This window comes from Streptomyces sp. NPDC059850 (assembly GCF_042731515.1).
GTDB lineage: Bacteria > Actinomycetota > Actinomycetes > Streptomycetales > Streptomycetaceae > Streptomyces.
In genome coordinates this window covers 1-24,355 of record NZ_JBHWJI010000076.1, presented here as the reverse complement: position 1 = coordinate 24,355, position 24,355 = coordinate 1, and the positions used below count along the sequence as shown (strand labels likewise).

Below are 24,355 nucleotides of genomic sequence, written 5' to 3'. Positions count from 1 at the left end.
AGGGTGGGCGGCCGAGGTGCGGCCAGCATCGCCCACGACCCGCACACGGGTCCATGGCGCGATGACCCGCCGCGCGGATGTGCCCCAGGCCCGCGTAGGCCAGCGGGCCCGGCACCGCGCGGGGCACCCCGGCTGCGGCGAGCGCGGCAGTGCGCGCCAGCCTGGCCTGATCGGCGCGGTCGTGCGCGCCGGGCAGCCGCTCGATGGGGAGGCGGGTCCCGTGGGGGCGGTGCCGCACGCGGGGGTGCCGGGCAGCGTGGCGTACAGCGCCCGCTCCGGGGGATCGGCGCCCTCGGCCAGGTCGGCGATGCGGTGGGGCTCCCGGTCGTACGACCAGGTGGAGCGGCCGGTGTCGCGGTGGTGCGCGTCCATCAGCGGCTCGGGCCCCGGCCCGACCCGCAGCGGCGGGGCGGCCGCAGGTGCCCGCCCCCCGGGGCGGATTTCGCCGCAGGCAGAGCGGAGGTGGCTGACGGGCGGGCGGGGCGCTTCTACGCTGAGGGGATGAGCAGCCACGAGCCGAAGCCTGCGCGCGTCATCCCCCTGCGGCCCGTCCCCGCGGACCGGGAACCCCTCTGGCGCGACGTCGTCGGGGACGTGCTGCGGCGGGAGCGGCTGGCGCAGCGGCGCACGCTCAAGGACGTCGCCGAGGCGGCGCGGATCTCGATGCCGTACCTCTCCGAGCTGGAGCGGGGCCGCAAGGAGGCTTCGTCGGAAGTCCTCGCGGCCGCCGCCCGCGCCCTCGGTCTTGGGCTGGCCGATCTGCTCGCGCTGGCCCAGCGCGACATCATCCGGCTGACGGGGGCGCGGGCGGTCAGGAGCGCCGCTTCCGCCCCGCAGGCGCGGCTGACGTCACATCAGGGCGAAGCCCGGCTGCGGCTCGCCGCCTAGCCTGAGAAGAAGCTCAGGCCCAGCGCTTCACGAAGTCGATCGCCGCGGCGTCGACCTCCTTGGGGTGCGAGGCGCTCAGGAAGTGCTGGCCGCCGTCGATGATGTCGAGGCGCGCCTCGGGGGAGTGGGTGAACAGCCCGATCTCCTCCTGGGCGTTCGCCACGGAGTACACCTGGTCCGCGGTGCCGTGCAGCCACAGCACGGGGCAGCGGACCTCGTCGAGCCTGCCGTGGAGCCCGTCGCGGTCGCGCAGGTTCACCGTGCTGAGGCGCAGCCGGTGGCGCCCGGCGTCACCGGCGTAGTTCGCGCGGTAGGCGGCGATCCACAGCTCGCGCTCCTCGGCCGAGATGCCGCCGAGGGCCGCGTCGAACACGTCGTCCACGAACTGGTCCGGCACGACCCAGTCCTCGTCGACCGGCTCGGCGAAGGCGTCGACGATCGGCGTGTTGAAGGCGACGCCGTCCCAGCACCCCAGGTCGCGGCTGCGCTGGCTCTCGTAGTCCATCGATGTGCCCAGCGCCATGACGCCCTTCACGACGTCCGGGGCGAGCAGCGCCATGCGGACCGCCACCCAGCCGCCCTGCGAGGTCCCCAGCACGAAGGCCTCGCGGATCCCGAGGGCTTCGAGGACCTGGAGGTTCGCGATCGCGCTGTCCCAGAAGGTGAAGTGCGGGTACGTGGCCCTCGTGCGGCCGTGCCCGTACGGCTCCAGGGCGAGCAGGTTGACCGCGGACCCGAGCGCCGGGTCGGCGAACTGCGGCCGGTACAGGTCGGCCGAGGTGGTGTACGAGTTGATGAGGACCAGCGTCGGGAGCGCGGGGTCGTACGGCTTGGCGAAGGTGTATCCGACGGTCGATCCGCCCAGGTGGGGTATCTCGACGGTCTGCTCAATCTTGCTCATCAATAGCTCCTCGGAAAATGCTTTCAGCATCGATGAATCAGTTCATTACGCGGTGCCGGGGCGCTTTGACCCGCAATACGATCAACAACGCGGAGGCTAGCAACACGGCGCCGGAGACGGTGAATACGGTGATGATGCCGCCCATGCCGAACATCACCCCGCCTGCGGCAGCCCCGCCCGCGATAGCGGACTGCACGCCGACCACCACGAGCCCGCCCGCGCTTTCCGCCTGGTCGGGCACCATGCGTGTGGCCCAGTTCGACCATGCCACCGACACGCCGCCAAAGGCCAGGCCCCACAGGACCACCAGCGCCACGTACCCGGCGCGCCCGGCGGGAAGGAGAGCCACGCCCAGTGCCGCGACGCCCATCAGTGCCGGTGTCATGACCAACGTCAGGCGCAGGCTGATTTCCAGAAGCCATCCGGAAACCAGCGTGCCCACGAGGTTCGCCACTCCGAAGACGAACAACAGCAGCGCCAGCGCGTCGGCGTCGACTTTCACCATGTTTTCCAGAGCGGGCCGGATATAGGTGAACAGCGCGTAGTGGCCAATGTGTACGAGCAGCATCCCCACAATGCCCACCCCGAAGCCCGGGCGTCGCAGCACCTCCCACAACGTGCTCAGCCGTGCCGAGGCCTGGGGCGCCATCCGGGGCAGCGCGAAGAACTGGAACACCAGCGTCACCACCCCGAGCGCGGCCGCCGCCAGGAACGTGCTGCGCCAACCGGCCAGGTCGCCGAGGTAGCTGCCCAGCGGCACCGCCACGATGGTCGCCACCGCGATGCCGCTGAAGATGATCGACACCGCACGCGGCACCAGCGCCGCGGGCACCAGGCGCGTCAGGCTCGCCGTCAACAGCCCGGAAATCATCGCCGCCGCCGCGGTGACCGTCACCGCCTGCCCCGCCAGGGCTTTCGATACTCCGAGGTCGGCGGCCATCGGAGTCAGCAGGCTGGTCGGCAGATATTCCGCTGTCAGCAACCCGAACACACCGACCGCCAGCGAGAACACCGCCGCCCACGACGATGAGACCAGTTCGGGGGGTATCAGTTTCTCATCGGCCGCTTCGCCGGGGTCGGCATCGCGCACGGTGGCGCACGTATCGCTGCTCAACTGTTTACTGCTCCTGAGTCGCATGAGAGGTTCAAGTCAAGGCTGCACGCGAAATTCAGGATGAGCTATGACGGGAAGTCCGCGATATTTGACCGAGAGTCCGGGCGGAGGGGGTGCGGGGCAGTTCGCCCTGTCGTCCGACCTCATCAGCGAGCTGCTGACCAGCATGCGGCTGCGCGGTGTTCGGTATCGCCGCGTCCATGTCGGCCCGCGGTTCGGCCTCACCTTCGACGCCAAGCCCGGACGTGCCTCTTTCCACTTCCTCGCCGTCGGCTCCGCCGTCCTGCGCACCGGGGACGGGACGGTCCATGAACTCTCGGCCGGAAACGCCGTATTCATGCCCCACGGCCAGTCCCATCAGCTGCTCTCCGGCCCGGATGGACCGAATGGACCGGATATACCGGTCCGGGGCATCGACAGTTTCGATGGGGTTCCGCTGGGCGACGCGGTGTGTGACGTGGATACCTGCCCGAGTGCCGGCCCGGCTCCCAGCGCGGTTTTCTTCAGCGGCTCCATGGAGTTCGACCTCGGCGGAATGCAGGGCCTCGGTCAGCTGATGCCCGACGTCATGCTGGTCGATGCCGAGGGGAAGCGTTACCCCGGGCTCATGCCGATCCTCACGTCCATGAGGCGCGAAGTCTGCTCCGCGCGCGTGGGCTTCGCCGGGATCCTCGCCCGGCTGGCCGAAGTGGCGGCGGCCATGATCGTGCGGGGCTGGATCGAATGCGGCTGCGACAACAGCTCCGGACTCGTGGCCGCGTTGCGCGACCCCCGCCTGGCCTGCGCCATCCTGGCCCTGCACCGGCAGCCCGGGCATCACTGGACGGTGGCGGAGCTGGCGGCGGAATGCAATGTCTCCCGGTCCGTCTTCGCGGACCGGTTCCACACCACGATCGGCATGCCGCCGCTCCGTTACGCCACGGAGCTGCGGATGCTCCTGGCCAGCCAGTGGCTGGCCCAGGACACCTTGCCGGTCCAGTCCGTGGCGCAACGCCTCGGCTACACCTCCCAGGCCTCGTTCACCCGTGCCTTCAAACGCGTCACCGGCCAGCCGCCCGGCGCCAGCAGAGACGCCGCACGTTCGAAGGCCACGGCCGGCTGATACGTCAGGCGGCGCGGGTGAGCCGCCTCGACAGCACCTCGTCGGCCAGTCCGTACGCCACCGCCTCCCGCGCCGTGAACACCTTGTCGCGGTCCATGTCCGCGCGCAGCGTCGCCACGTCATGCGGGGTGTGGCGGGACAGCACCTCCTCGACCTGGGAGCGGATGCGCAGCATCTCCTTGGCCTGGAGGCTGAGGTCCGACACCGTGCCGCGCGTCCCGCCGGTCGCGGGCTGGCCGAGCAGCACCCGGGAGTGTTCGAGGACGAACCGCCGCCCGGGATCGCCCCCGGCCAGCAGCACCGCCGCGGTCGAGGCCGCCTGGCCGACGCAGAACGTCGAGATGGGCGCGGTCACGAAGGTCATCGTGTCGTAGATCGCCATGAGCGAGGTGTACGAGCCGCCCGGGGAGTTGAGGTAGATCGCGATCTCCTGCTCGGGGCTGGAGGACTCCAGGTGGAGCAGTTGCGCGATGACGACGTTGGCGACGCCGTCGTCGATCTCCGTGCCCAGGAAGATGATGCGCTCCGACAGCAGCCTGCTGTAGATGTCGTACGCGCGCTCGCCCTGCGTGGTGCGTTCGACCACGGTCGGAATCGTGTACTGGCTCATGTCTCAGATCCCCATCCGTCGTCGCGGGGCGCCCGGCCGCACGTCGCTCAGCGACTCCACGATGTGGTCGACCATCCCGTATTCCTTGGCCTGTTCGGGGGTGAAGAAGCGGTCCCGGTCGCCGTCGCGGGAGATCGTCTCCCGGGTCTGGCCGGTGTGCTCGGCGATGATGCGCTCGATGGCCTGCTTGGTGAACTCCAGGTTCTCGGCCTGGATCTCGATGTCGGCGGTCGTCCCGCCGATGCCCGCCGACGGCTGGTGCATCATGATCCGCGCGTTGGGCAGCGCGGACCGCTTGCCCGCCGTCCCGACCGTGAGCAGGAACTGCCCCATGCTCGCCGCGAAGCCCATGGCGAGGGTCGCGACGTCGTTGGGGATGAGCCGCATCGTGTCGTAGATCGCCAGTCCGGCCGTCACCGAGCCGCCGGGGCTGTTGATGTAGAGGCTGATGTCGGTCCGCGGGTCCTCCGCCGACAGCAGGAGCAGCTGGGCGCAGACCCGGTTCGCGGAGACCTCGTCGACCTGCGTGCCGAGGAAGACGATCCGCTGGGTGAGGAGCTGCGCGGCCAGGTGGTCGTCGAAGCGTGAGGGCGGCGTATCGCCGTCCTCGGCGCGCGGGCCGTCGAGGGACAGGGGTGCTCGCATCGGGCCTCCCAGGGGTGACCGTGGTGACCCGCGGCGGACTTCGCCGCGGTCACTTCACTGTCGGCCCCGGGGCGCCGCCGGGGGAGGTTTCTCTGCCCGCGGCAGATCCGCCGTCAGCAGACCGTCAGCAGACCGTCAGCAGACGTCGCGGACGTACGCGTCGTCGTCCGGGGTGGATACGTCCACGTCGCGGCGTACGACGGACAGTCGGTCGGCGAAGCCGTCGCAGGCCTTCGCCATCCCCTTGTCCTCGTACTCGACGACGACCACCCGGTCCCGGTACGGCTTCGCGAACGCCTCGCACTCGTCGTAGCGGCCGCACTCCTCCACGACCGCGAAGTCCAGCCCGGTCCGCGCGCGGCGCGGGGCGAGCGGACCGGTGTTCTTCTGCGCGATCGCGAGCCCCAGCTCGTGGGCGCGCCGCGAGAGCAGGGAGACGTACGCCGTGGCCTGGTCGGCGGTCAGCAGGCCGGGCCAGCGGGTGAAGGTGTCGAGGTTGTCGGGCTCGACGGCGTCGTACCCCTTGTCGGCGCACTCCTCGAACCACGCCCCGACCCTCTCGGCCGCCTCCTCGCGCTTCGCCGCCGTGGTGATGTCGAGCACCGACTCCCCGTCCCAGTCGGGGTCCTCCACGACCTCGCCCCTGGTGTCGTGCAGCAGCAGCCGGGACGGCCACTTCTCGCCCGGCTGGGTCTGGAAGGCGTTGACGTAACAGACGTTGTAGACGCCGGGCGCAGGTGTGTCCGCACGGTCGCGGGCCACGATCTCGACGCCCTGGGGTGGTTCGTAGGCGCCACCGATCTGGTAGTCCCAGTCGGCGCCCTTGGGCGGCAGCTTCACCTCGGGCGTCGCCCTTTCGGCGGAGGAACCGCATGCGGGAAGCGCCGCGATGGCGAGGACGGCGAGGGCTAACGCGACGGTGGTGCGGAGCATGGGCACGATTCTCTCAAGCCCGAACATTCCCGATACGCCGGGCCGTTCACCCCCGCTGGGCCACCACCCGCGCCTTGCCCCGGAAGACCTGCTCCGTATGCCAGTCGACGTTCTCCGCCGCGACCGGTTCGCTGCCGCCTTGCGGCCCGATGAGCGAACGGTCCACCAGGTCGAGCACCTGCGTCCGGGCCGCCTCACCGCGGCCGGTGAACTCCCGGGAGACGATGACGCGTCGGCCGCCGTCCAGGCCCAGCACCCCCCGGTCGAACAGCTTGTGGTGCAGGGAGCACAGGCACAGCGCGTTGGACAGGTCGTCCGCGCCCCGGAAGGCCCACCACCGTACGTGCGCGGCCTCCAGCCCCACCGGCACCCGCCCGACCGCCCCGTCGAACCCGCAGAACGCGCACCGGTACTCGTACGCCACCAGCACCTCCCGCCGCAGCTCGGCCGCGCGCCGCCGGTCGCGCACGGTCACGGTCGCCCGTACCGCGCCCTCCGCCTCCAGATCGAGCCCGACGGCGGTGGCGATGTCGGCGTGGAGCGAGGGCGGGAAGTGGGTGTCCAGGAGGACGTGCGCCAGCCGCCCCAGCAACTCCGGCTCCGCCGACAGCGCGGACCGCAACCCCGGCACCAGCCGCCCCTCCGCGCCGCTGGCCCGCAACACCCCTACTCCCGGGCCCGGGCTGGAGCCGCCGTCGTCCGTACGCACCTCCCACACCCCGTCATTGGTGAGGTGGTGGAACGGATACGACGGTGAGGTGTCGTTGGGCGGCCCGTAGTCCCGCAGCAGGTCCTTCAGGTCCCGCTCGACGTCCGAGTAGCGGAGCGCCTGGCCGGGGCCCTGCCGGAACCGCCCCAGGGCGTACAGCATCAGCAGCGGCTTGTGCGGTGCGCGCGCCCCCTTGCTGCTCCACTGCCGCAGATTGCCGACCCGTTCGATCCAGTCCATGCGACGGACGGTACTTCGGCTGCGCGAGGTGACCGCTCAGCGGCCCCAGATCTGCCGGTACGCCTGGCGGTAGCCCTCGGAGTCCCAGGACAGGGCGCCGCCGCTGTTGGCGGCGGTGGCGATGTGGACGGGGGCGACGTAGCCGCTGGCGGGCCGGTCCGCGAACGCGCGGTTGAACTCGTCGACGATCTGCCAGCCCTGCTCGGACAGCGGCTCGGGCACGGTGGCGGCCTGGTACTGCTTGGAGTTGATGCGCTCGAAGGCCGACGGGTCGCCGTCACCGGCGCCGATGGCGGACGGGGCGCCCGCGCCGTCCTTGCCCGCGGCGCGCAGGGCGGGGGCGGTGTGGCCGAAGTACAGGTCGTTGATGGCGGCGGAGTACGTCCACTTGTCGCCGAAGCGGGACAGCAGCGACCGGACCGCCCCGATGGCGCGGCGGTTGGCGTCGGGGATGGGGATGTTCTGGTAGCTCAGCAGCTTGACGTCGGAGCAGGTGGCCAGCTCCTTCTTGATCAGGTCCGACTTGCGCTTCGCGAAGGGCAGCGTGGCGTCGGTGAACAGCACGACCCCCGCGCGGCCGTCCGACCGGGCGATCATCCAGTCGGCGCTGATCTTCGCGACGTCCTCGACCCGGGAGGTGATGTTGCTGAAGAGTTCCGGCTGCTCGCTGGGGCCGGGGGCGTCCGTGGCGTGCCAGCCGATCAGCGGAATGCCCGCCGCCTTGGCCGCCTTGGCCTCGTTCGCGGCGATCTCGGGGTCGAAGCCGCCGATGACGATGCCGTCCGGCTTGAGGTCGAGGGCCCTCTTGAACGCGGACCGGATGCCGCTCGGCGTGCCCTGGCCGTTGATGGTGCGGGCCTTCCAGCCGAGGATCTTGGCGGACTCCTGGACGCCCTGGGCGACTCCGGCGACGCCGGGGTTGGTGAGGGTCTGCGCGATGAACACGACGCTCTTGCCGCGCCGGGCGGTCGGCCCGGTGGTGGGGCCCTTCCACGGGGCGTCGACGTCCTCCGCCTTCGCGACCGCCCGCTTGGCCTTGGCGAGGACGGCGGGGCAGCCGGGCTCGGCGGGGCGCGGGTGCGTGGCGGCGGTGCCGGATCCGGGTTCGCAGCCGGTGGTGGCCACGGCCAGGAACGCGGCGGCTGTCAGGACCGACTTGCGGGTGGCGTGCACGGGTCTCCTCGCGGGGCACAGGAAGGTTCGGGGCCGGGGGTGGGAGGAGACAGGTTACGGGTGGCGGCACCCCGCCGGGCAGCCCCCGGGAGCGAGCGGAAAGCGACGGCGCAATGGCCTAAACCTGACAACCGTGGATCTTCGGTAACCGTTGTCGGCGGATGTCTTGCAAGCGTGCGCACAGACGGTAGTGTTCACGGCCGGTCGGACGTGTGGCGCGATCTAGTCGCTCTGGTCGCTCGCTTACGAGGGCGCTGGACGTCACCGGCGCCACGCTCCCCGGTCGTCGGCGGTCGGCAACAACGACACCTCGGTCACCGCTCATGAGCACATCGGCACATCGAAGGAGGCCCGGGTGTCGGTGGACACAGAGGACCCGCCACGCGATCCGGACCCGTCCGGGCCGTCCGGGCCGTCCGGGCGCGCCCCACGGGTTCCCCGATTCCGTCGCGGCGCGTACGCGCTCCTGCGCGGGGACGCCCTCGACCGGTGGCCGTTCCGGCGCAAGCTCAACGTCCTGGTGATCGTGCCCGTCGTGGTCGTCGGCGTGCTGCTGGGCGTCGGCGCGTACGGGCAGGTGCGGCAGGCCCTGGACGCCGACCGGACCGCGCAACTCGTGCGCGACAGCGAGCAGGTCACGCGGCTGATCAACGACATCCAGGCCGAGCACCGGCAGGCGCTGCTGCTGGCCGTGGAGCAGGAGGCGGCCCGGCCCGGCGCGGAGCTGCCGTCCACCATCGACTACCGCCGCACGCAGCGGGTCACCGACGAGCAGGCCACCGCCGTGCGTTCCGCGTTCGGCGCGGGGCTCGCGCGGGATGAGGGGCGGGCCCTGGACTACATCCGCGGCCTCGGCGTACTGCGCGACAAGGTCGAGCGGGGCTCGGTCCCCGCCGCCGGTATCGACCCCGCGTACGCCAACGCGGTCGGCTACCTGATCGACGGCATCGGGCTCGACCGCTTCTCCGGCTCCTCCTCGTCCTCGGTGGTCGAGCTGCTCGACACGGTGCTGCGCGCCGACGCCGCCCACGCCGCCTTCGAGAGCGGCGTGTTCTCGGCCCAGACCCGGGACGCCAACGCGCTCACCGAGTACACCCGCGCGGCCGGTGCCCACCGCATCTTCCAGGAGCAGACGGAACGGTTCGGCAGGATCGCCGACCCGGACCAGGTCCTGCGCCTGGACGGCATCGAGCGCAGCGCCGAGGAGAACGGTTTCACCGCCAAGTTCGCGGAGCTGCAGATCGACCCGGGCTCCCTCCAGGGCCAGTCGCCGCAGCAGCTGCGTACGTCGATCGCCGCGGGCACCCGGCAGGCCGAGGACCGCCTCGACGTCACCCGCTCCCTGACCGGGCAGATCGCCGCCCACGCCGACAGCCTCTCCCGGGACGCCCTGCACAAGGCGGTGGCCCTGCTCGGCCTCGCCGTCCTCGGGTTCGCCGCCTGGCTCGGCTTCTCCTTCATGGTCCGCCGCTCGGTCGTACGCCCCCTCGCGGCCCTGACCGGCGCCGCGCACCAGGTCGTCTCGGTGGCGGGCGAGGAACTGGCCCGCGTGGAGGACGACGAGTCCCCCGACAGCGCGCCGCTGCGGCCGAGGCCCATCCCCGTACCTGTGCGCGACGAGATCGGCGACCTGGCCGAGGCGTTCAACCAGGTCCAGGTCACCGCCGCGGCGCTGCTGGAACGGCAGGTGCTCAGCCGCCGCAACGTCGGCGAGATGTTCGGCAACGTCGGCCGCCGCGTCAGCAACCTCACCACGCGCCAGCTCACCCTGATCGACGCCGTCGAACGCGAGGAGACCGCCCCGGACGTCCTGGAACGGCTCTACCGCATCGACCACATCGCCGTACGCCTCCAGCGCAACGCCGACAGCCTGATGCTGCTCGCCGGAATCCGGGAAGCCGAGCTGGACGCCCAGCCGACCGCCCTCGCCAACGTCATCCGGGCGAGCCTCGGACGTATCGAGGGCTTCCAGCGGGTGTCGCTGCGCTCCGAAACCGAGGTCACGGTCGCGCCCGACATCATCGGCGACCTGACGCTGATGGTCGCCGAACTGCTGGAGAACGCGGTCGCGTTCTCCCCGTCCGACACCCCCGTCGAGGTCGTCGTCCGGCCCGGCACCGACATCACGGCGGACGGCGGCGCGCTCATCGAGGTCATCGACCACGGGCTGGGCATGGGCGCGGAACGCCTCGAAGAGGAGAACGCCCGGCTCATCCGCCGCGAACGGCTCGACCTCGTCCCCACCAAGGTGCTCGGCCTGTTCGTCGTCGGCAGCCTCGCCCGGCGCTGGGGCGTCCGGGTCACCCTCGGCCGTACGCCGGGCGGCGGGGTCACCGCGACGGTGTGGATTCCGGACGCGCTGCTGATGGCGGCGAGCCCCGTGGACCCCTCCGGGCCGCCCCCGGTCACGGAGCTGGCCCGTACCCCGGCGGGATCCGCGCCGGTCGCGCCGGTCCGGGCCACGCCGCTGCCCGTACGGACGCCTGCTACGACGTCCCCGCTGGCGCCCGAACAGGGCTCGGCGGAGCCCGCGGAGCCCGGCGGACTGCCCCGGCGGATCCCGAACCGCAAGGGCGCGGAGCGAACGCCCCAGGAGACCCCGGCGGACGCTTCCGCCGCACAGGAATCACCCAGCACACCGGAACCGTCCACCGACCAGCGCTCGTCGTCCCCCACGTCCACGTCCACGTCCACTTCCACGTCCACATCCCGCCCGCTGCGACGGCGAGTACGGGGCGCGACGCTAGACAAGACGACCCCCTCGGGCTCGGCCGACCGGGGCAACGGGGAGGCCCGCGCCCCCGTCGACGCCGATGCCGTCCGGTCGGAACTCGACGAGTTCGAGGCCGCCGTACGCAGGGCACAGCAGGACAGTGCCACCGCCCCGACCGAACCCACGCCATTGCCGCATCAACAACCCCGGAAGGAGTCGGGCAGTGACCACGCCGACAGGTAAGAGCGGTCCCGCTGGGCAGGAACCCACCGATCTGCGAGCAGCCGCGGCCGACTTCACCTGGCTGCTCGACCGGTTCGCCACCCACACCGCCGGTGTCGTCGACGCCATCGCCGTGTCCTCCGACGGCCTGCTGATCGCCGTATCCGAGCTGCGCGAACAGGCCGACTCCGAGCGGCTCGCCGCGATCGTCTCCGGCGTCACGAGCCTGGCCGCCGGAGCCTCCGGCAACTACGGCCTGGGCGGCCTCAACAAGGTCATCATCGACCTGGAGGGCGGCCATGTGCTGGTCTCGGCCATCGGCTGCGGCGCGGTCCTCGGCGTGGTGACGTCGAAGGAGGCGAAGCTGGGCAACATCGCCTACGAGATGACCCTCTTCGCCAACCGGGCCGGGGCCGCGCTCACCCCCCAGCTCGTACTGGAGCTGAAGAAGAGCGCTGGCACCCCCTCCATCATCTGACGCGTTGCGGGCATGCAGAAGGGGGGCGTGTGATGGCCACAGATGAACCAGAGCCGCACGAGCCGGACGGCGCGGCCATGAACCCGAGCCCGGACCCGGATCCCGCCCCCCGCGCCTCCGCGATCCGGCCGTTCCTGCTGACCGCGGGCCGGGTCGCGGGCGGCGGCGGCACCGCGCCCCCGCTCCCGGTCGAGGCCCAGGTCGTGGCGACGTCGGACGGGCTCTCCGCCCTGCGCACGCTCACCTTCGAACACCACGACCTCGTCGCCGCCTGCCGGCGTCCGCAGTCGGTGGCGGAACTGTCCGCCCGCCTCCGGCTGCACCTCAACGTGGTCCGGGTCCTGGCGGAGGACCTGTGCACCGCCGGACACCTGGCGGTCCACGTGCCGGACGCCAGGACAGTCCAGGACATCTCCGTACTGCGAAGGGTTATCGATGGTCTCCGTGCCGTCCCCGACTCACGGGGCACACTCCGCGACAGCAGCTGAGCCCGAACGACCTCCGCTGCCGGTCAAGCTGGTCATCGCGGGCGGCTTCGGAGTCGGCAAGACCACGGCCGTGGGCGCCATCTCCGAGATCCGCCCGCTGACCACGGAGGCCGCCATCACGGAGGTCGCGGCGGGCGTGGACGACCTCACCCACACCCCCGGCAAGACCACCACCACGGTCGCCATGGACTTCGGCGTCATCACCATCGACCCGACCCTCAAGCTCTACCTGTTCGGCACGCCGGGCCAGGACCGGTTCGGCTTCATGTGGGACGACGTGGTCGAAGGCGCCCTCGGCGGCCTCGTCATCGTGGACACCCGCCGCCTGGACGACTGCTACGCGGCCGTCGACTACTTCGAGCACAAGGACATCCCCTTCGCCGTCGCGGTCAACGCCTTCGACGGCGAGGTCGAGCACGACCTGGACGAGGTCCGCTGGGCCCTGGACGTCTCCGAGCACATCCCCCTCACCGTCTTCGACGCCCGCGAGACGGGCTCGGTACGCGACGCCCTCCTCGTCGTCCTCGAAGTCGCCCTGGCCAGAGCCAAATCCGCCGAACCAGCCTGACTCTCGCCGTCACTCCCGCCCGCGGCCGCTGGCGACGACCACGATGCCGCCGGTGGCGGCGAGGGTCATCAGGACCAGGCCGAAGAGGGTCGCCCCGCCGGTCAGCCCTACGGCGTCGCTGAGGTAGCCCGCCGATACCGGCAGCAGACCGGCCGGAACGTACCCGCCCACATTGAGCGCCGCGTTGGCCTCCGCCAACCGCTGCGGCGGGATGGTGGAGTTGAGCAGGGAGAGGCCACCGAGCTGGCCCATGCCCTGGCCAGCCCCGGCCAGCAGGGCGGACGCGATGAGCGCGGGGATCCATGAGGTGCGGACGGCGGAGATGAGCGCGATCATGCTCAGGACGGTGCTAACCGCTCCGGCGGTCAGAATGGTGCGCCGGGGCAGCTTCTGGACCGCGAACTGCACCCCGGTCGCGGCGAGGAACATCGCGAACGCCATGCCTCCGGCGACGATCCGGCTGGTCGTACCGAGTAGACCGGCCAGCAGTGACGGGCCGAGTGAGAGCACGAAGGATGTCGCGGTGATGCCGGGCGCGAACACCGCGATGCCCAGGGTGAGCTGCGGACCGGCGCCGTGCGGTACGCCGGGAACGCGCACCCACTTCCCCTTCGCCGGGGGCGCCGCAGGACGCCGTACGGGCATGCGCAGGACGGCGAGGACCGCGGTGATCAGCAGCGCGGCCTCGACGACGAAGACCGTGACGGTCGGCGCGGGAAGGGTCTCGGAGAGAACACCGGCGAGGAACGGCCCCAGCCCGGCGCCGAAGACCATGGCGCAGGACGCCAGCAGGGCCGCGAGCCGCCTGCGGTCCGGCCCGGCCACGTCCGTCACGGCCGCCATGCCCGCCGAGACGATGGCACCGACCGCGATGCCGGTGAACAGCCGGGCGACGATCAGCGCGGCCACGGTGTGTGCCGTGGCGAAGATCAGGCAGGCCGTCACGGCGAGGGCGAGTGCGGGCAGGAGGACGGGCTTGCGCCCGAGTCGGTCGGACAGGACGCCGGAGACGAGCAAAGAGCCCAGCAGTCCGACGATGTAGAAAGCGAAGACCACCGTCAGGGTGCCCTGGGAGAACCCGATGTCCCGCTGCCACAGCACATACAGCGGCGTCGCGGCGTTGGACAGCACGAAGACGGCGGTCACCGGCCATGCGGCGAGCCACACCCACCAGGTGGGCGCCGCCGTCGGGGCGCTCGTGTCCGGACGCTCCTCCACGGGCACCGTTCGACTTTCCGGCATGGTTGGCCGCTCCCTCCAGCGCAGTACGAGTTAAGTCGAACATAGCATCCAGTACGATTGGACTCGTACAATCGATTCGAAGCGCTGTGGGGAGCCGCGTATGTCGTCGACGGTGGGTCCGCCGCCTGTCATCAAGGTGCTGCCGGAACCCGCGGGCCTGCCCGAGCCGCTGCCGGAGCCCGCGGTCGAAGACCTGCGCCTGGAAACGGTGCTGGGTGCACTGAGTGACCCGCTGCGGCTGCTCATCGTGCGCAAACTCCTGCTGGAGTCGGAGCGGTTCGACCACCCCTGCGGCTGGTTCGGGATCGACCGGCCCAAGTCCTCCCTCACTCACCACTTCAAGGCCCTGCGGGAGGCGGGCGTCACCAGACAGCGGCAGTACGGCCTGGAGCGCCGCAGCCACGTACGCGTCGCCGACCTCAACGCCCGTTTCCCCGGACTCCTGGACCTGGTGGCGGCATGGACACCGGACGCCCCGTGACCCCCTGAAGGGTCGTAAAACACCTGCTCACGGCGAGGAACGCCGCTAGGGTCCGGTGCCATGCGACTGACCGTTCTCGGCGGCTGCGGGGCCTGGCCCACCGCGGACCAGGCATGCAGCGGCTACCTCGTGGAGCACGCGGGATTCCGCCTGCTGATCGACCCCGGCTACGCCACGCTGCCGCGCCTCCTCCAGCACGGCACCGTCGACGCGGTCGATGCCGTGCTGATCAGCCACGGCCACCCCGACCACTGCGCCGACCTCAATCCCCTGTTACGCGCCCGGGGCCTGAGCGACGACCCGCCGCCGCCCCTGCCCGTCCACGCCCCGCACGGAGCGGTCGACGCCGTGCTCGCCCTCGACAAGCCGAGCATGCTCGCCGGGGCGTACCGCCTCCACGAGTTCACGCCCGGCGACCGGTTCGACATCGGCCCCTACACCACCGACACCTGGCTCCTGCCGCACTTCGTCCCCAACGCGGGCATCCGGCTCAGCACGCCCGGCGCCGTACTCGCCTACACCGGCGACACCGGCCCCAGCCCCGACATCCCGCGCCTCGCCCAGGGCGCCGACCTGTTCCTGTCGGAGGCCACGTACGTCCACCAGGTCCCGACCGGCGACGCCCCGTACCTGCTGACGGCCCGCCTGGCCGGTCAGTACGCCCACCAGGCAGGCGCCGCCCGCCTCATGCTCACCCACCTCTGGCCGGGCACACCCCCCGAAGCCGCGCAGGCAGCGGCGGCAGAAACCTTCGCCCCCTCCATCACCATCGCCACCCCCGGCCTCGTCACCCGCCTGTAGCCGCGACACTCCTGTTCACGTCGAGCGCGCCGAACACACTCAGATCACCGGGTAGTGACCTTGCGGACGGTGGTGTCGTCGGGATCCAGCCGTCGCCCGTCCGCGGACAGCACTTCCAGTGCGCGGAGGCGATGTTCCTGTTGGCGGTCGACCAACTCTGAGTGCGGTTCGCCGGGGGCGAAAAAGTTCTGTTCGCCCCACTGCCGCAGCGCCACGATGACGGGGAAGAGCGCCTTGCCCTTGGGAGTCAGTACGTACTCGCGGTAGGCGCTGCCGTCCGAGGCGGGGACGGATTCCAGGACACCGCCGGCGACCAGGGTGCGCAGACGCGCGGTGAGGATGTTCTTCGCCACTCCGAGGCTGCGCTGGAACTCCCCGAAGCGCCGGCTCCCGTCGAAGGCGTCCCGCACGATCAGCAGGGACCACCAGTCGCCAATCGCGTCCACCGACCGGGCGACGGGACATTCGCTGTCGTCGAAGCGCGTCCTGGTCACCATGGCGTCCCTCACTTTCACGATGGTTGCAACATGCTACCAGCAAGGCTACCTTCTGGAGTGCTGGTAGCAAGATGAAACCAAGTACCCGAAGGGGGCCTGATGCCCAACAGCGGTGAGGCGGTGACACGACGGACCGAGGCCCGGGGTGAGGAAGGTTCCGCGTTCGTCCTGTCCCGTGGCGTCGTCGTGCTGTTCGCCATTGCCTGCGGGGCCGCAGTGGCCAACGTCTACTTCTCCCAGCCGCTCCTAGTGACCATGGGCCAGGACCTCGCCATGAGCCCGGCACTTGTCGGCAGCGTGGTCACTCTCACGCATGTCGGATACGGGTTGGGGCTCTTCTTCCTCGTGCCGCTGGGCGACGTGGCGGACCGCAGACGGCTCATCGTGGCCCAGTTGCTGCTCCTGGTGGTGGCGCTGACCGTGGTGGCTGCGGCCCACTCGGCGACGATCCTGCTCGCGGGCATGGCCGCGACGGGGCTTCTCGCGGTCGTCACGCAGACGTTGGTGGCCTTCGCGGCATCACTGGCTCCTCCGGCCGGGCGCGGACGAGTCGTCGGCCTGGTCACCAGCGGCGTGGTCATCGGAATCCTGCTCGCCCGCACCGCATCCGGCCTCTTGGCCGATCTCGCGGGCTGGCGCACCGTCTACCTCGCCTCGGCGTCGCTCACCGCTCTGCTCGCCCTGGTCCTGTACCGAGTGCTGCCACGCCGCAGTGACGCTCCGCCGACAACCCTGCGCTACGGACAGCTCCTGCGCTCCACGGTCACCCTGTTCGCGCGGGAACGACTGCTGCGGCTCCGGGCCCTGTTCGGTCTGCTGATCTTCGCGGCCTTCAGCACCCTGTGGAGCAGCGTCGCGCTGCCGCTCAGTGAGGCGCCGTACTTCCTGTCCCACAGCGCGATCGGGGCGCTGGGGTTGATCGGTGTGGCCGGTGCCCTGGCCGCGACCGTGGCGGGCCGCCTGAACGACCGTGGCCTTTCCCGGCGGACCACCGGCATCGCCCTGGCGCTGCTCACCGCCTCGTGGCTGCCCTTGGCCTTCACCCGCAGCTCGCTCTGGGCCCTGGTCGTCGGGGTGGTCCTTCTCGACCTCGCCGTGCAGGCGGTCCACGTCACCAACCAGACCCTGATCTACGCGCTGCACCCGGACGCGGGCAGTCGGCTGATCGGCGGTTACATGGTCTTCTATTCGATCGGCAGCGCCACCGGCGCCATCGCCGCGACCTCCCTGTACACGGTGGCCGGCTGGGGCGCCGTATGCGTGCTGGGAGCCGCGTTCAGCTGCCTCGGGCTCGCGCTGTGGGCGTTCGCACGGCACGGCGCCCCGGCCCCCGCTGACGCCACACGTCCAGGAGGCCGACACCCCCTAGCGGAGGAGCCCCCGGACGCCGTCAGCACGGGGGCGCCTCGACGCCGACCTCAGTACCGCTGTCGGCCGCCCGGGTAGCCCGGGTAGCGGACCGCTTTTCGGTACTCCGGCGCGTCGACGGAGGCGGATTCCCCGTCGAGGGCGTAGCACTACGCGGCGTGCAACTGCTCCGCTTCTACCCCCGTCAGCACCAGCGAGCCCAGGTGAATGGGCCCGGGACGCAGCACATGAACGGGCAGTTCAAGACGGCCATCCTCGCTCCGCCGCAGCCCCGCCCCGGCGCGGGCCGGACCTGCCAGCCCTCTTCCGCCCCGCTCATCGGAGTGCCCCGCTCTCGTCCTCATCGGCCCGGGGAGTCGCCTGCCGCGACTCTCCGCGACCCGGAACGCGTCCCGTAGCGCCTCGACCAGCCGGTTCGCGAGGAACCGAGGCTCTCCGGCTTCGCCTTGGGGTTGCCGAGCAGCGCGTCGGCGTGATCGAGGAGTTCGGCGCCCATGCGGAGCTGTACGGCTTCCATCTCGTCCGCGAGCCGGGACAATAGCCCTTGACGTCCTCGCCGGGCACCAGGTAACAAGGCTTTCCAGCTACCCATTCCACGGCAGCAGACGCGGGTGCGTACTCACCGGACGACCACCATCCCATGTGGAGCGCACAGCAACTCCACGCGCGGGCGACCCGCATGGGGGATACGGTTCAGTACGTTGACACTCCTCAGCAGCGTTGACCACGCTCCCGGGTCGTTCGCGCGGTCGCGGGGGGGGGCTTGTGCTGCCAACTGTGCTGCGCAGTAACGGCGCTGCATTCCCGCCCCGGGCTACCCCCATCATGGGTAGGTATGCGGTTGACCGCCCTCACTGTTTCAGAATGCCGGCGGAGCGAGCGGAGACCAGCCACAGCGGGAACTCGCCGAGCAACTGATCGTAGATGGTGGCGTCAGATAGGGCCTTGGGCGACGACCCGGCGGCGAAGAACCCTGCGTTATCGACAACCCGCCGACCCGGCACCGGCATATCGTCCAGCTTGCGCAAGAAGCGGAATTCGTCGTCGCCGAACCCGACGAACTGCCAGAAGATCGGCAGCTTCGCAGCCGTGCACAGCACATGCTCCGCAGCGGCCTTGGACGTGGGGGAACCGTCGGTCTGGAAGACGACGAACGCCGGATCTTCGGCTCCAGACGACTGGTAGTGGTGTGCGTCGACTGGGTCGCGCCACACGGCCCCTGGGACGACCAGCTCGCGTTCGTCTTCGACGGAGGCACGCTCCCGGCCGATCAGGCCCGCCGCCTCCACCCCCGCGATCACGAACTCTCGGCCTGCGAGTTCGTGGCCCCGGACGACGCCCTGACGATGCTCCCGCCCCGGACCCGCCGACGAGCCGCCCAGGCGCTCCGCGCCCTGGCCGAGCGGCGGTCCGCGTATCTGGAGAGCGGCGAACGCCCCGCTCCCTGACGGAGGGACCCGCGCTCCCCGGCCCAGGCCGGCGTGGGGCGTGGCGGTAGGGTGCGGGCGAGGGTGTCGATGGGATAAGTGGGGCCGATGCGGTTCAGGTCATGGAGTAAAAGGGCCCGCCTCATCTCCGGGGTGTGCGTCGCGGCGGGAATCGCGGCCGCGGTCGCCTCGTATTTCCTGTTCTTTTCGAAGGTTTCCGTGGAGCCCGGCCCCTTTGCCGATAATCCACGGTGCTCGGATGTCATTTCCCGGGCGCCCGAAACCGTTCTCTCGAAATCCCGGGACGACGTCACCGGGGACGGCGTCGCCGCCTGGGGAGACGGTTCGATCGTGCTGCGCTGCGGCGTCACACCGCTGGCCCCGACGACCAACCTGTGCGTGACGGTCAACGGCGTCGACTGGGTGCTGGACGAGGAGCGGGCGAAGAAGGACGGGGTGCAGGTCCTCACGACTTACGGCCGCGACCCCGCGATCGAGGTGACCGTCGAGGGCGACGGATCCAAGGCTGGAGACGCGTTGGTCGACGTGAATCGCGCGGTTCGCAGCATTCCTCAGAAGTCGAAATGCCTCGCATTGGGCGACACGCTCGGGTGAGTTGGGGCGCGGTCGGGGAGGGCCCGGCCTCTTTGTGCGGTGGGCGAGTGGTGGGCCGGAGGTCCTAGGTCGGGCTTACCTCTCCAGGCCGTTACGCCGCCGTGGCATCCTGCCTACTGTCCATGCCATGGATACGGCAGGGACGCTGGACGAGGCGCTTGAGCGACTGCACAACTCGGGGCCCGAGCGGCTGGGGCGGCTCACGAATCACGCGCCGATGGCCGTCGAGGCCCTCGCTGCTCGCGGACAGGCGCATTCGGTGCACCGATGGCTCGACCTGTACGCACCCAAGCTTGAGGAGTTCCCGTCCCGTGTCGAGCCGGTCACGGACAGCAGTTGGTTATCCGCGCTTGGCGATCCGCGCCGGGCGGCCGACTGGATCGGCTACTTCGAGCGCGAGGTCGCAGAGCATCCGTGGCGCGAAGTGCTGACTCAGTGGTGGCCCCGTCTTCTGCCCGGCATGTACGGCGGCTCGACGCATCCGGTGATCCGGGTGGGCCACGCCGTGCGCATGCTCCTGTCCGGTGAGATCACCGAACCTCGTCTGGCTGAGCTTGCTCACGGTCTCGGCTACTGGGCTGCGCGCCACCGACCCGTCGCGGTTCTTGCCCCGCTGCCCGGCGCCGACAGCGCAGCCGACGCTCTCGACACCGTAGCGCCGATCGCCATGCAGGACGGTGGCTTCTCCGTCCGGCTCGACCGCGTCAGGGACCTGCCGGTGTGGGCGGCCGCAGTAACGGAACCGAGCGATGCATACTGCCACCTCGCTGAACTGGTGCGGGCGGCAACCCACCGGTATGCCACCCACGGCCATGGCGAGGAAACGATGCTGGTGCACGCGGCCACGGCTCCCAACGCCGTCCTGCGCACCCTGCCCGCGCTCCCGCAAGCCCTGTGGCTATCGAGCCTGCGGGCAGCCTGGACTGCCTCCGCGGCGGTGACCGCGATGTACGCACCGGCCACGTCGGTTGCGTACGCCCCACCCGGTACCTTCACCCCTGAAGAGGTCTTTGAACGGGCCTTGGCGCACGGCGATGAACACGTCATCAAGCTGACCGACACCGCCCTCGATGTCGGCGATGAACCGGCGCTCGCTGCGGCTCTGCGTTCCATGGAGCTGAGCGCCCCGTTGAGATGAAGCGCATCCACCTCCGCACCGCGTGCGGGGGTGCGAGCCCACTTCCGCCTCGACGAGGAAGTGCACCAGGTCGTGCGGGATCTACGGATGCCCGCCGGGCCCGTCGCGCGGGGCGAGCGCGGCCGCACGCGCACGTACAGAAAATAGCGCGACCCGACCGGAAGGACACCGTCATGACGACGACCACCCCCACCCCCACCCCCATCGACCTGTTCGCCTCAGCGCTGCGCTTCCACCCCGACGGCGATGTCCGCGCCGCCGAGCGGCAGATGAGGGGCAGTGACCCCGACGGCGCCTGGCAGGTCGCCACCTTTCACGTCGAGACCGACGCCGACGTCCACGCCGACCACTGGGAGATGCACCCGGAGGCCGACGAGGCGGTGTGCTGCCTGACGGGCGGGGTCCGCCTCGCCTTCCGCCCCACCGCGCCGGGCGGCTCCGAGGAGGTGGTGCGGCTGGCGGCGGGCACCGCCGTGGTCGTGCCCCGTGGGCGCTGGCACCGTCTGGAACTCGACGCCCCGAGCGACCTGATGTCGATCACCCTGCGCCACGGCACCCGCCTCGAAAAGCGCTGACGTCACATCGCGGAGTCCAGCCGTTCCCGCTGCTCGGCGCTCAGCTCCAGCGACACCCCCGCGACCGCCTCGTCCAGCTGCTCCACCGTGCTGACGCCGACGATCGGCGTGGCGGCCGGGTTGCCGCCGGTCAGCCACGCCAGCACCACCTGATTGCGGTTCGTGCCGGTCTCGGCGGCGATCTGGTCGAGCGCGGCGAGGCGGCGGGCGGTGCCGGGGTGGTCGTACTCCTCCGGAAGTGGCCGTTCCGGGCGGGTGTAGCGGCCGCTCAGCAGCGGTGTGTACGCCCACAGCGCGACATCCGGGTGATGCTCCAGGTAGTGCAGCACCTCGTCACCGACCACACCGAACCGGTGCGACACGAGGGGCCGCGTGGCCGGGCGCGGCCGCAGGTACGTGTGGTGCTGCTGCACCGCCGTGAAGCCCGCCCCGCCGTGGTCCCGCGCGATCCGCCGGGCCCGTTCGAGCTGCCAGACCGGGTAGTTGGAGCAGCCGAGGCGGCCGACCGTCCCCGCGGCGACCAGTTCGCCGAACGCGGCGACCGTCTCTTCCAGCGGAGTGGCCTCGTCCGGCTTGTGCGCCCAGTACAGCTCGACGTGGTCCGTACCGAGGCGCCGCAGACTGCCCTCGATCCCGCGCTTGATCACCTCGGCCGCGAGCCCTTCGGCCGTCTCCGGGAAGCGCCCGGCCTCGGTCGGCTCGCAGCCCACCTTGGTGCTGATCCGCACCCGGTCACGCACCCCAGGCCGACGCGCCAGCCACCGCCCGAGCACGGTCTCGCTCTGCCCGCCGAAGCCGCTGGGGTCGGCCCAGAACGCGTAACAGTTGGCGGTGTCGATCCACACGCCCCCGGCGTCCACGTACCGGTCCAGGATCTCGAACGACCGACGCTCGTCCTGCGCGGTGCCGAACAGCATGGCGCCCAGCGCCAGTTGAGGATTCATGTCCGTCACGGTAGGCGGACGCGGACCGGCGGTACGCTCCAATCTTGTGGCGATTTCCCAGACCAATTTCGCGTGGGCGACGCTGCTGGAGATCGGCTCTCCGGAGCCTGGTCGGCCGCATCGCCTGCGCGATCACCTCGTCCGCGCGCTGCGCACCGCGATCCGCGACGGCAGGCTGACGGAGGGCGCCGCCGTGCCGCCGAGCCGGGCGCTCGCCGAGGAACTCGGCTGCTCCCGCTGGGCCGTGACGGAGGCGTACGGGCAGCTCATCGCCGAGGGCTACCTCACCGCCCGGGTGGGTTCCGCGACGCGCGTCTCATGGTCACCGGACACCACACCCCCGTACCCTCGCGCGCACCCCGCACCGGCGCCGCCACCGGTCCGGTACGACCTCGCGCCCGGCCTGCCCGACCTGCGGGCGTTCCCGCGCCGCCGCTGGGCGGACGCCGTCCGCGCGGTCACCGGCTCGGCCGTCCACTACGACCTCGGCCTGCCCGACCCCGCCGGGCACCCGGGTGTGCGTACCACCGTCGCGCAGTACCTGCGGCGCTCGCGCGGCGCGGACGCGCGGGCCGAGACCGTCACCGTGTGCGCCGGGGTCACCGACGGCCTGCTCCGTACGTGCCGCGCGCTGCGCGCCGAGGGGATCGCCGACCTGGCCGTGGAACACCCGGGCTGGGGGCGGCTGCGCGACGCCGCCACGAGCGCGGGTCTGCGGCCGCACCCGGTGCCCGTGGACCACGACGGCCTCCGCGTCGACGACCTCGTCCGCACCCCGGCCCGGGCCGTCATCGTCGGCGCGGCCCACCAGTTCCCCACCGGCACGGTGCTGTCCCCGGCCCGCCGGGCCCGCCTCGTGCGCTGGGCCCGCGACGTGAACGGCTACGTCATCGAGGACGACTACGACGCCGAGTTCCGCTACGACCACCACCCGGTCGCCGTCATGCAGGGAATGGACCCGCGCCGCGTCTTCCTCCTCGGCTCGGTCAGCAAGACGCTGTCCCCTGCCCTGGGCCTGGGCTGGCTGGTCGCCCCCGCCGCGCTGACCCAGGCCCTCGCGGCGGCGAACCCCGTAGCCGCCGCACCCCCCGTACTGGACCAGCTCGCCCTCGCGACCTTCATCGACCGAGGCTGGTACGACGCCCACCTCCGCGCGGCCCGACGCCGCTTCCGCACCCGCCGCGACCTGCTGATCCGCACGCTCGGCGCCCAGCTACCGGAGGCCCGCGCCGCGGGCACGGCCGCCGGGCTGCACATCCTGCTGCACCTGCCGGACGACACCGACACCCACGCCACGGTCCGCGCCGCGGCCACCGCCGGGCTGCGCCTGGCGGACCTCGACGACTACCGCGTACAGCATTCCGCCGACCGCGCCCTGGTCCTCGGCTACGGCAACATCACCGACCCCGAAATCCCCCCGGCCGTCGCGCTCCTGCGCGGCGCGCTGGCGACGCGTACGCCCAAGGCGGAGAGACCCGCTTAGATATCCGAGTACGGTGGCATGATGCGGACGATCACGATCAGTTGATCCCGTGGTGCCACCAGGAAGAAGAACCAGCCGCCCGCCGCATCCATGCGGCGCATTCCTCCTGGCCGAGGGCCGTTGCCCAAGTCGCGGACGTCGACCCCCATACCGGCCAGCTCGACCAGCTGCCCCGCGAGACGCTCCACTTCGGCCACGACCTGAGCGGGGATGCCGCCTGTCACGTGCGCGTGATCGGGGTCGTACTCCCAGCGCCAGTCGGCGCTCACCGCAGTGGGAGGCCGAGCGCGGCGTGCGCGTCGTCCAGGATCTTGCCGATGGCGGACGCCGCACGTCGGGCCTGGGCCGCGTCACCGGCCTCCGCGGCGTCCTCCCAGCGACGGAACTCCTTCGCGACACTGGGCTGCCGCTGGATATGCACGTAAACGGCCCACTGGGCGATGAACCGCTGGAGGGGGGCCAGGTCGGACGCCTGACGGGACTGGTCGGCGGCCTGATCCAGTTCCCGGGTGAAGGCGGGCAGGGCGGCGGGTGCGATCTGCGCGACGGCCTGGCGGAGGGCCGTGACGGTGGCAGGCGGCTGAGGGATGAGTGGCTGCCCGGCGGCGGAGGTGGTCATTGTTGCTCCCATGGGCGAGATTCTGATCCCTGGGAGCAGCGTATCGAGTGCGGGCCCGATCACATCGCCCGAACGAGTGAGGGCGCGGCGGTTCAGCCCTCGGCGGGGCCGTGTCGGTGGGACAGGGCCCGGGCGGCCATACCGTAGCGATGGCCCCCGGACGCGGCCGCGTCCGGGGCTGGCCGCACCCGGCGTCCACGGCCAGCCCACTGTCCTGCCCCGAGGCAGGAGGGACCGTCGCACAGCCGCAGCGCTGCTCACCGGATCCGATCCGGTGGGGCGCCCGGGGGGGGGGGCCCCGCCTCCCGCCACGCGGGGGGGAACCAACCCCACTGGGCCCGGCGGTGGGGCGGGGTCCCCCCCCGCCAACAAAGCGAGGGG

Annotated in this window: 26 protein-coding genes and 2 pseudogenes; 14 read left to right on the top strand and 14 right to left on the bottom strand. The window is 71.4% G+C overall.

Annotation, left to right across the window (positions count from 1 at the left end; translation table 11 throughout):
• Positions 1-501: 501 nt before the first annotated feature.
• Positions 502-888, top strand: coding sequence for a helix-turn-helix domain-containing protein (locus ACFV9T_RS38270; RefSeq protein ID WP_385447317.1), 387 nt, complete (start codon positions 502-504; stop codon positions 886-888).
• A 13-nt stretch (positions 889-901) separates the two neighbouring features.
• Here the strand turns inward: ACFV9T_RS38270 and ACFV9T_RS38265 are convergent, their stop codons facing one another.
• Complete coding sequence (locus ACFV9T_RS38265) at positions 902-1,789, bottom strand: alpha/beta fold hydrolase (RefSeq protein ID WP_385447316.1); 888 nt, start codon at positions 1,787-1,789, stop codon at positions 902-904.
• A 37-nt stretch (positions 1,790-1,826) separates the two neighbouring features.
• Entirely contained in the window at positions 1,827-2,903 is a 1,077-nt protein-coding gene (locus ACFV9T_RS38260) for an MFS transporter (RefSeq protein ID WP_385447314.1), read from the bottom strand.
• 88 nt (positions 2,904-2,991) lie between these two features.
• Between ACFV9T_RS38260 and ACFV9T_RS38255 the strand changes: the two genes are divergently transcribed.
• Positions 2,992-4,005 (top strand): AraC family transcriptional regulator, encoded by a 1,014-nt coding sequence (locus ACFV9T_RS38255; RefSeq protein WP_385447312.1) that lies wholly within the window; start codon positions 2,992-2,994, stop codon positions 4,003-4,005.
• Positions 4,006-4,009: 4 nt separating this feature from the next.
• Here ACFV9T_RS38255 and ACFV9T_RS38250 read toward each other — a convergent pair whose 3' ends face one another.
• The 5 genes from ACFV9T_RS38250 to ACFV9T_RS38230 form a co-directional block, all read right to left on the bottom strand.
• Complete coding sequence (locus tag ACFV9T_RS38250; protein WP_385447310.1) at positions 4,010-4,615, bottom strand: ClpP family protease; 606 nt, start codon at positions 4,613-4,615, stop codon at positions 4,010-4,012.
• A 3-nt stretch (positions 4,616-4,618) separates the two neighbouring features.
• Positions 4,619-5,260 carry a ClpP family protease gene (locus ACFV9T_RS38245; protein ID WP_385447308.1) on the bottom strand — a complete coding sequence of 214 codons (642 nt, stop codon included), beginning with the start codon at positions 5,258-5,260 and terminating at the stop codon, positions 4,619-4,621.
• A 135-nt stretch (positions 5,261-5,395) separates the two neighbouring features.
• Positions 5,396-6,193, bottom strand: a complete 798-nt coding sequence (locus ACFV9T_RS38240) for an endo alpha-1,4 polygalactosaminidase (RefSeq protein ID WP_385447306.1) — start codon at positions 6,191-6,193, stop codon at positions 5,396-5,398.
• A gap of 46 nt (positions 6,194-6,239) precedes the next feature.
• Positions 6,240-7,142 carry a phosphorothioated DNA-binding restriction endonuclease gene (locus ACFV9T_RS38235; protein ID WP_385447304.1) on the bottom strand — a complete coding sequence of 301 codons (903 nt, stop codon included), beginning with the start codon at positions 7,140-7,142 and terminating at the stop codon, positions 6,240-6,242.
• A 36-nt stretch (positions 7,143-7,178) separates the two neighbouring features.
• Positions 7,179-8,315, bottom strand: a complete 1,137-nt coding sequence (locus tag ACFV9T_RS38230) for a substrate-binding domain-containing protein (protein ID WP_385447302.1) — start codon at positions 8,313-8,315, stop codon at positions 7,179-7,181.
• Positions 8,316-8,670: 355 nt separating this feature from the next.
• Between ACFV9T_RS38230 and ACFV9T_RS38225 the strand changes: the two genes are divergently transcribed.
• From ACFV9T_RS38225 to ACFV9T_RS38210, 4 genes are read left to right on the top strand one after another with little or no spacing between them, the layout of a single operon-like run.
• Positions 8,671-11,271, top strand: coding sequence for an ATP-binding protein (locus tag ACFV9T_RS38225; RefSeq protein ID WP_385447301.1), 2,601 nt, complete (start codon positions 8,671-8,673; stop codon positions 11,269-11,271).
• The gene (locus ACFV9T_RS38220; protein WP_385447300.1) at positions 11,252-11,728 is read left to right on the top strand and encodes a roadblock/LC7 domain-containing protein; all 477 of its coding nucleotides are present in this window, start codon (positions 11,252-11,254) and stop codon (positions 11,726-11,728) included. Before ACFV9T_RS38225 ends, ACFV9T_RS38220 begins: the two co-directional genes overlap by 20 nt.
• A gap of 32 nt (positions 11,729-11,760) precedes the next feature.
• Positions 11,761-12,216 carry a DUF742 domain-containing protein gene (locus ACFV9T_RS38215; protein ID WP_385447298.1) on the top strand — a complete coding sequence of 152 codons (456 nt, stop codon included), beginning with the start codon at positions 11,761-11,763 and terminating at the stop codon, positions 12,214-12,216.
• Positions 12,164-12,784 carry an ATP/GTP-binding protein gene (locus ACFV9T_RS38210; protein ID WP_385447296.1) on the top strand — a complete coding sequence of 207 codons (621 nt, stop codon included), beginning with the start codon at positions 12,164-12,166 and terminating at the stop codon, positions 12,782-12,784. The genes ACFV9T_RS38215 and ACFV9T_RS38210 overlap by 53 nt, the downstream gene beginning before the upstream one ends.
• 9 nt (positions 12,785-12,793) lie before the next feature.
• Here ACFV9T_RS38210 and ACFV9T_RS38205 read toward each other — a convergent pair whose 3' ends face one another.
• The gene (locus ACFV9T_RS38205; RefSeq protein WP_385447295.1) at positions 12,794-14,026 is read right to left on the bottom strand and encodes an MFS transporter; all 1,233 of its coding nucleotides are present in this window, start codon (positions 14,024-14,026) and stop codon (positions 12,794-12,796) included.
• Between the two features lie 100 nt (positions 14,027-14,126).
• On the opposite strand from ACFV9T_RS38205, the gene ACFV9T_RS38200 reads away from it, so the two are divergent.
• A complete protein-coding gene (locus tag ACFV9T_RS38200; protein ID WP_385447293.1) occupies positions 14,127-14,507 on the top strand; it encodes an ArsR/SmtB family transcription factor in 381 nt (126 codons plus the stop codon).
• 60 nt (positions 14,508-14,567) lie between these two features.
• On the top strand, positions 14,568-15,308 hold the full coding sequence (locus ACFV9T_RS38195) for an MBL fold metallo-hydrolase (RefSeq protein WP_385447292.1): 741 nt from the start codon (positions 14,568-14,570) through the stop codon (positions 15,306-15,308).
• A gap of 44 nt (positions 15,309-15,352) precedes the next feature.
• On the opposite strand, the gene ACFV9T_RS38190 is transcribed toward ACFV9T_RS38195, so the two are convergent.
• Positions 15,353-15,805: a winged helix-turn-helix transcriptional regulator gene (locus ACFV9T_RS38190; RefSeq protein ID WP_385447290.1), complete on the bottom strand. Its 453-nt coding sequence runs from the start codon at positions 15,803-15,805 to the stop codon at positions 15,353-15,355.
• Between the two features lie 99 nt (positions 15,806-15,904).
• Between ACFV9T_RS38190 and ACFV9T_RS38185 the strand changes: the two genes are divergently transcribed.
• Positions 15,905-17,251: an MFS transporter gene (locus tag ACFV9T_RS38185; RefSeq protein ID WP_385447288.1), complete on the top strand. Its 1,347-nt coding sequence runs from the start codon at positions 15,905-15,907 to the stop codon at positions 17,249-17,251.
• A 272-nt stretch (positions 17,252-17,523) separates the two neighbouring features.
• Here ACFV9T_RS38185 and ACFV9T_RS38180 read toward each other — a convergent pair.
• Both ACFV9T_RS38180 and ACFV9T_RS38175 read right to left on the bottom strand, forming a co-directional pair.
• Positions 17,524-17,826, bottom strand: a pseudogene (locus ACFV9T_RS38180) (hypothetical protein); the annotation flags it as partial.
• Positions 17,827-18,024: 198 nt separating this feature from the next.
• Positions 18,025-18,360: pseudogene (locus tag ACFV9T_RS38175) on the bottom strand (VWA domain-containing protein); the annotation flags it as partial.
• Here ACFV9T_RS38175 and ACFV9T_RS38170 point away from each other — a divergent pair.
• The 4 genes from ACFV9T_RS38170 (at position 18,361) to ACFV9T_RS38155 (ending at position 20,928) form a co-directional block, all read left to right on the top strand.
• Positions 18,361-18,621, top strand: a complete 261-nt coding sequence (locus tag ACFV9T_RS38170; RefSeq protein ID WP_385447286.1) for a hypothetical protein — start codon at positions 18,361-18,363, stop codon at positions 18,619-18,621.
• 132 nt (positions 18,622-18,753) lie between these two features.
• On the top strand, positions 18,754-19,215 hold the full coding sequence (locus ACFV9T_RS38165) for a DUF3515 domain-containing protein (RefSeq protein ID WP_385447284.1): 462 nt from the start codon (positions 18,754-18,756) through the stop codon (positions 19,213-19,215).
• Between the two features lie 127 nt (positions 19,216-19,342).
• Complete coding sequence (locus ACFV9T_RS38160; RefSeq protein WP_385447282.1) at positions 19,343-20,353, top strand: questin oxidase family protein; 1,011 nt, start codon at positions 19,343-19,345, stop codon at positions 20,351-20,353.
• A gap of 173 nt (positions 20,354-20,526) precedes the next feature.
• Positions 20,527-20,928: a cupin gene (locus ACFV9T_RS38155; protein ID WP_385447280.1), complete on the top strand. Its 402-nt coding sequence runs from the start codon at positions 20,527-20,529 to the stop codon at positions 20,926-20,928.
• A 2-nt stretch (positions 20,929-20,930) separates the two neighbouring features.
• On the opposite strand, the gene ACFV9T_RS38150 is transcribed toward ACFV9T_RS38155, so the two are convergent.
• A complete protein-coding gene (locus ACFV9T_RS38150; protein WP_385447278.1) occupies positions 20,931-21,872 on the bottom strand; it encodes an aldo/keto reductase in 942 nt (313 codons plus the stop codon).
• Between the two features lie 46 nt (positions 21,873-21,918).
• Between ACFV9T_RS38150 and ACFV9T_RS38145 the strand changes: the two genes are divergently transcribed.
• Positions 21,919-23,355 (top strand): PLP-dependent aminotransferase family protein, encoded by a 1,437-nt coding sequence (locus ACFV9T_RS38145; RefSeq protein ID WP_385447276.1) that lies wholly within the window; start codon positions 21,919-21,921, stop codon positions 23,353-23,355.
• On the opposite strand, the gene ACFV9T_RS38140 is transcribed toward ACFV9T_RS38145, so the two are convergent.
• Together ACFV9T_RS38140 and ACFV9T_RS38135 are read right to left on the bottom strand one after the other, a co-directional pair.
• Positions 23,352-23,624, bottom strand: coding sequence for a hypothetical protein (locus tag ACFV9T_RS38140; protein ID WP_385447274.1), 273 nt, complete (start codon positions 23,622-23,624; stop codon positions 23,352-23,354). The genes ACFV9T_RS38145 and ACFV9T_RS38140 overlap by 4 nt on opposite strands.
• Positions 23,621-23,974, bottom strand: a complete 354-nt coding sequence (locus tag ACFV9T_RS38135; RefSeq protein WP_385447350.1) for a DUF6247 family protein — start codon at positions 23,972-23,974, stop codon at positions 23,621-23,623. Before ACFV9T_RS38135 ends, ACFV9T_RS38140 begins: the two co-directional genes overlap by 4 nt.
• Positions 23,975-24,355: the final 381 nt, after the last annotated feature.

What these genes read in the sequence shown, in the direction of transcription:
- ACFV9T_RS38270 (WP_385447317.1), top strand. Translation starts at nt 502, where the DNA reads ATGAGCAGCCACGAGCCGAAGCCTGCGCGCGTCATCCCCCTGCGGCCC.
- ACFV9T_RS38265 (WP_385447316.1), bottom strand. Translation starts at nt 1,789, where the DNA reads ATGAGCAAGATTGAGCAGACCGTCGAGATACCCCACCTGGGCGGATCG.
- ACFV9T_RS38250 (WP_385447310.1), bottom strand. Translation starts at nt 4,615, where the DNA reads ATGAGCCAGTACACGATTCCGACCGTGGTCGAACGCACCACGCAGGGC.
- ACFV9T_RS38245 (WP_385447308.1), bottom strand. Translation starts at nt 5,260, where the DNA reads ATGCGAGCACCCCTGTCCCTCGACGGCCCGCGCGCCGAGGACGGCGAT.
- ACFV9T_RS38240 (WP_385447306.1), bottom strand. Translation starts at nt 6,193, where the DNA reads ATGCTCCGCACCACCGTCGCGTTAGCCCTCGCCGTCCTCGCCATCGCG.
- ACFV9T_RS38235 (WP_385447304.1), bottom strand. Translation starts at nt 7,142, where the DNA reads ATGGACTGGATCGAACGGGTCGGCAATCTGCGGCAGTGGAGCAGCAAG.
- ACFV9T_RS38215 (WP_385447298.1), top strand. Translation starts at nt 11,761, where the DNA reads ATGGCCACAGATGAACCAGAGCCGCACGAGCCGGACGGCGCGGCCATG.
- ACFV9T_RS38210 (WP_385447296.1), top strand. Translation starts at nt 12,164, where the DNA reads ATGGTCTCCGTGCCGTCCCCGACTCACGGGGCACACTCCGCGACAGCA.
- ACFV9T_RS38205 (WP_385447295.1), bottom strand. Translation starts at nt 14,026, where the DNA reads ATGCCGGAAAGTCGAACGGTGCCCGTGGAGGAGCGTCCGGACACGAGC.
- ACFV9T_RS38200 (WP_385447293.1), top strand. Translation starts at nt 14,127, where the DNA reads ATGTCGTCGACGGTGGGTCCGCCGCCTGTCATCAAGGTGCTGCCGGAA.
- ACFV9T_RS38195 (WP_385447292.1), top strand. Translation starts at nt 14,568, where the DNA reads ATGCGACTGACCGTTCTCGGCGGCTGCGGGGCCTGGCCCACCGCGGAC.
- ACFV9T_RS38190 (WP_385447290.1), bottom strand. Translation starts at nt 15,805, where the DNA reads ATGGTGACCAGGACGCGCTTCGACGACAGCGAATGTCCCGTCGCCCGG.
- ACFV9T_RS38185 (WP_385447288.1), top strand. Translation starts at nt 15,905, where the DNA reads ATGCCCAACAGCGGTGAGGCGGTGACACGACGGACCGAGGCCCGGGGT.
- ACFV9T_RS38160 (WP_385447282.1), top strand. Translation starts at nt 19,343, where the DNA reads ATGGATACGGCAGGGACGCTGGACGAGGCGCTTGAGCGACTGCACAAC.
- ACFV9T_RS38155 (WP_385447280.1), top strand. Translation starts at nt 20,527, where the DNA reads ATGACGACGACCACCCCCACCCCCACCCCCATCGACCTGTTCGCCTCA.
- ACFV9T_RS38150 (WP_385447278.1), bottom strand. Translation starts at nt 21,872, where the DNA reads ATGAATCCTCAACTGGCGCTGGGCGCCATGCTGTTCGGCACCGCGCAG.
- ACFV9T_RS38135 (WP_385447350.1), bottom strand. Translation starts at nt 23,974, where the DNA reads ATGACCACCTCCGCCGCCGGGCAGCCACTCATCCCTCAGCCGCCTGCC.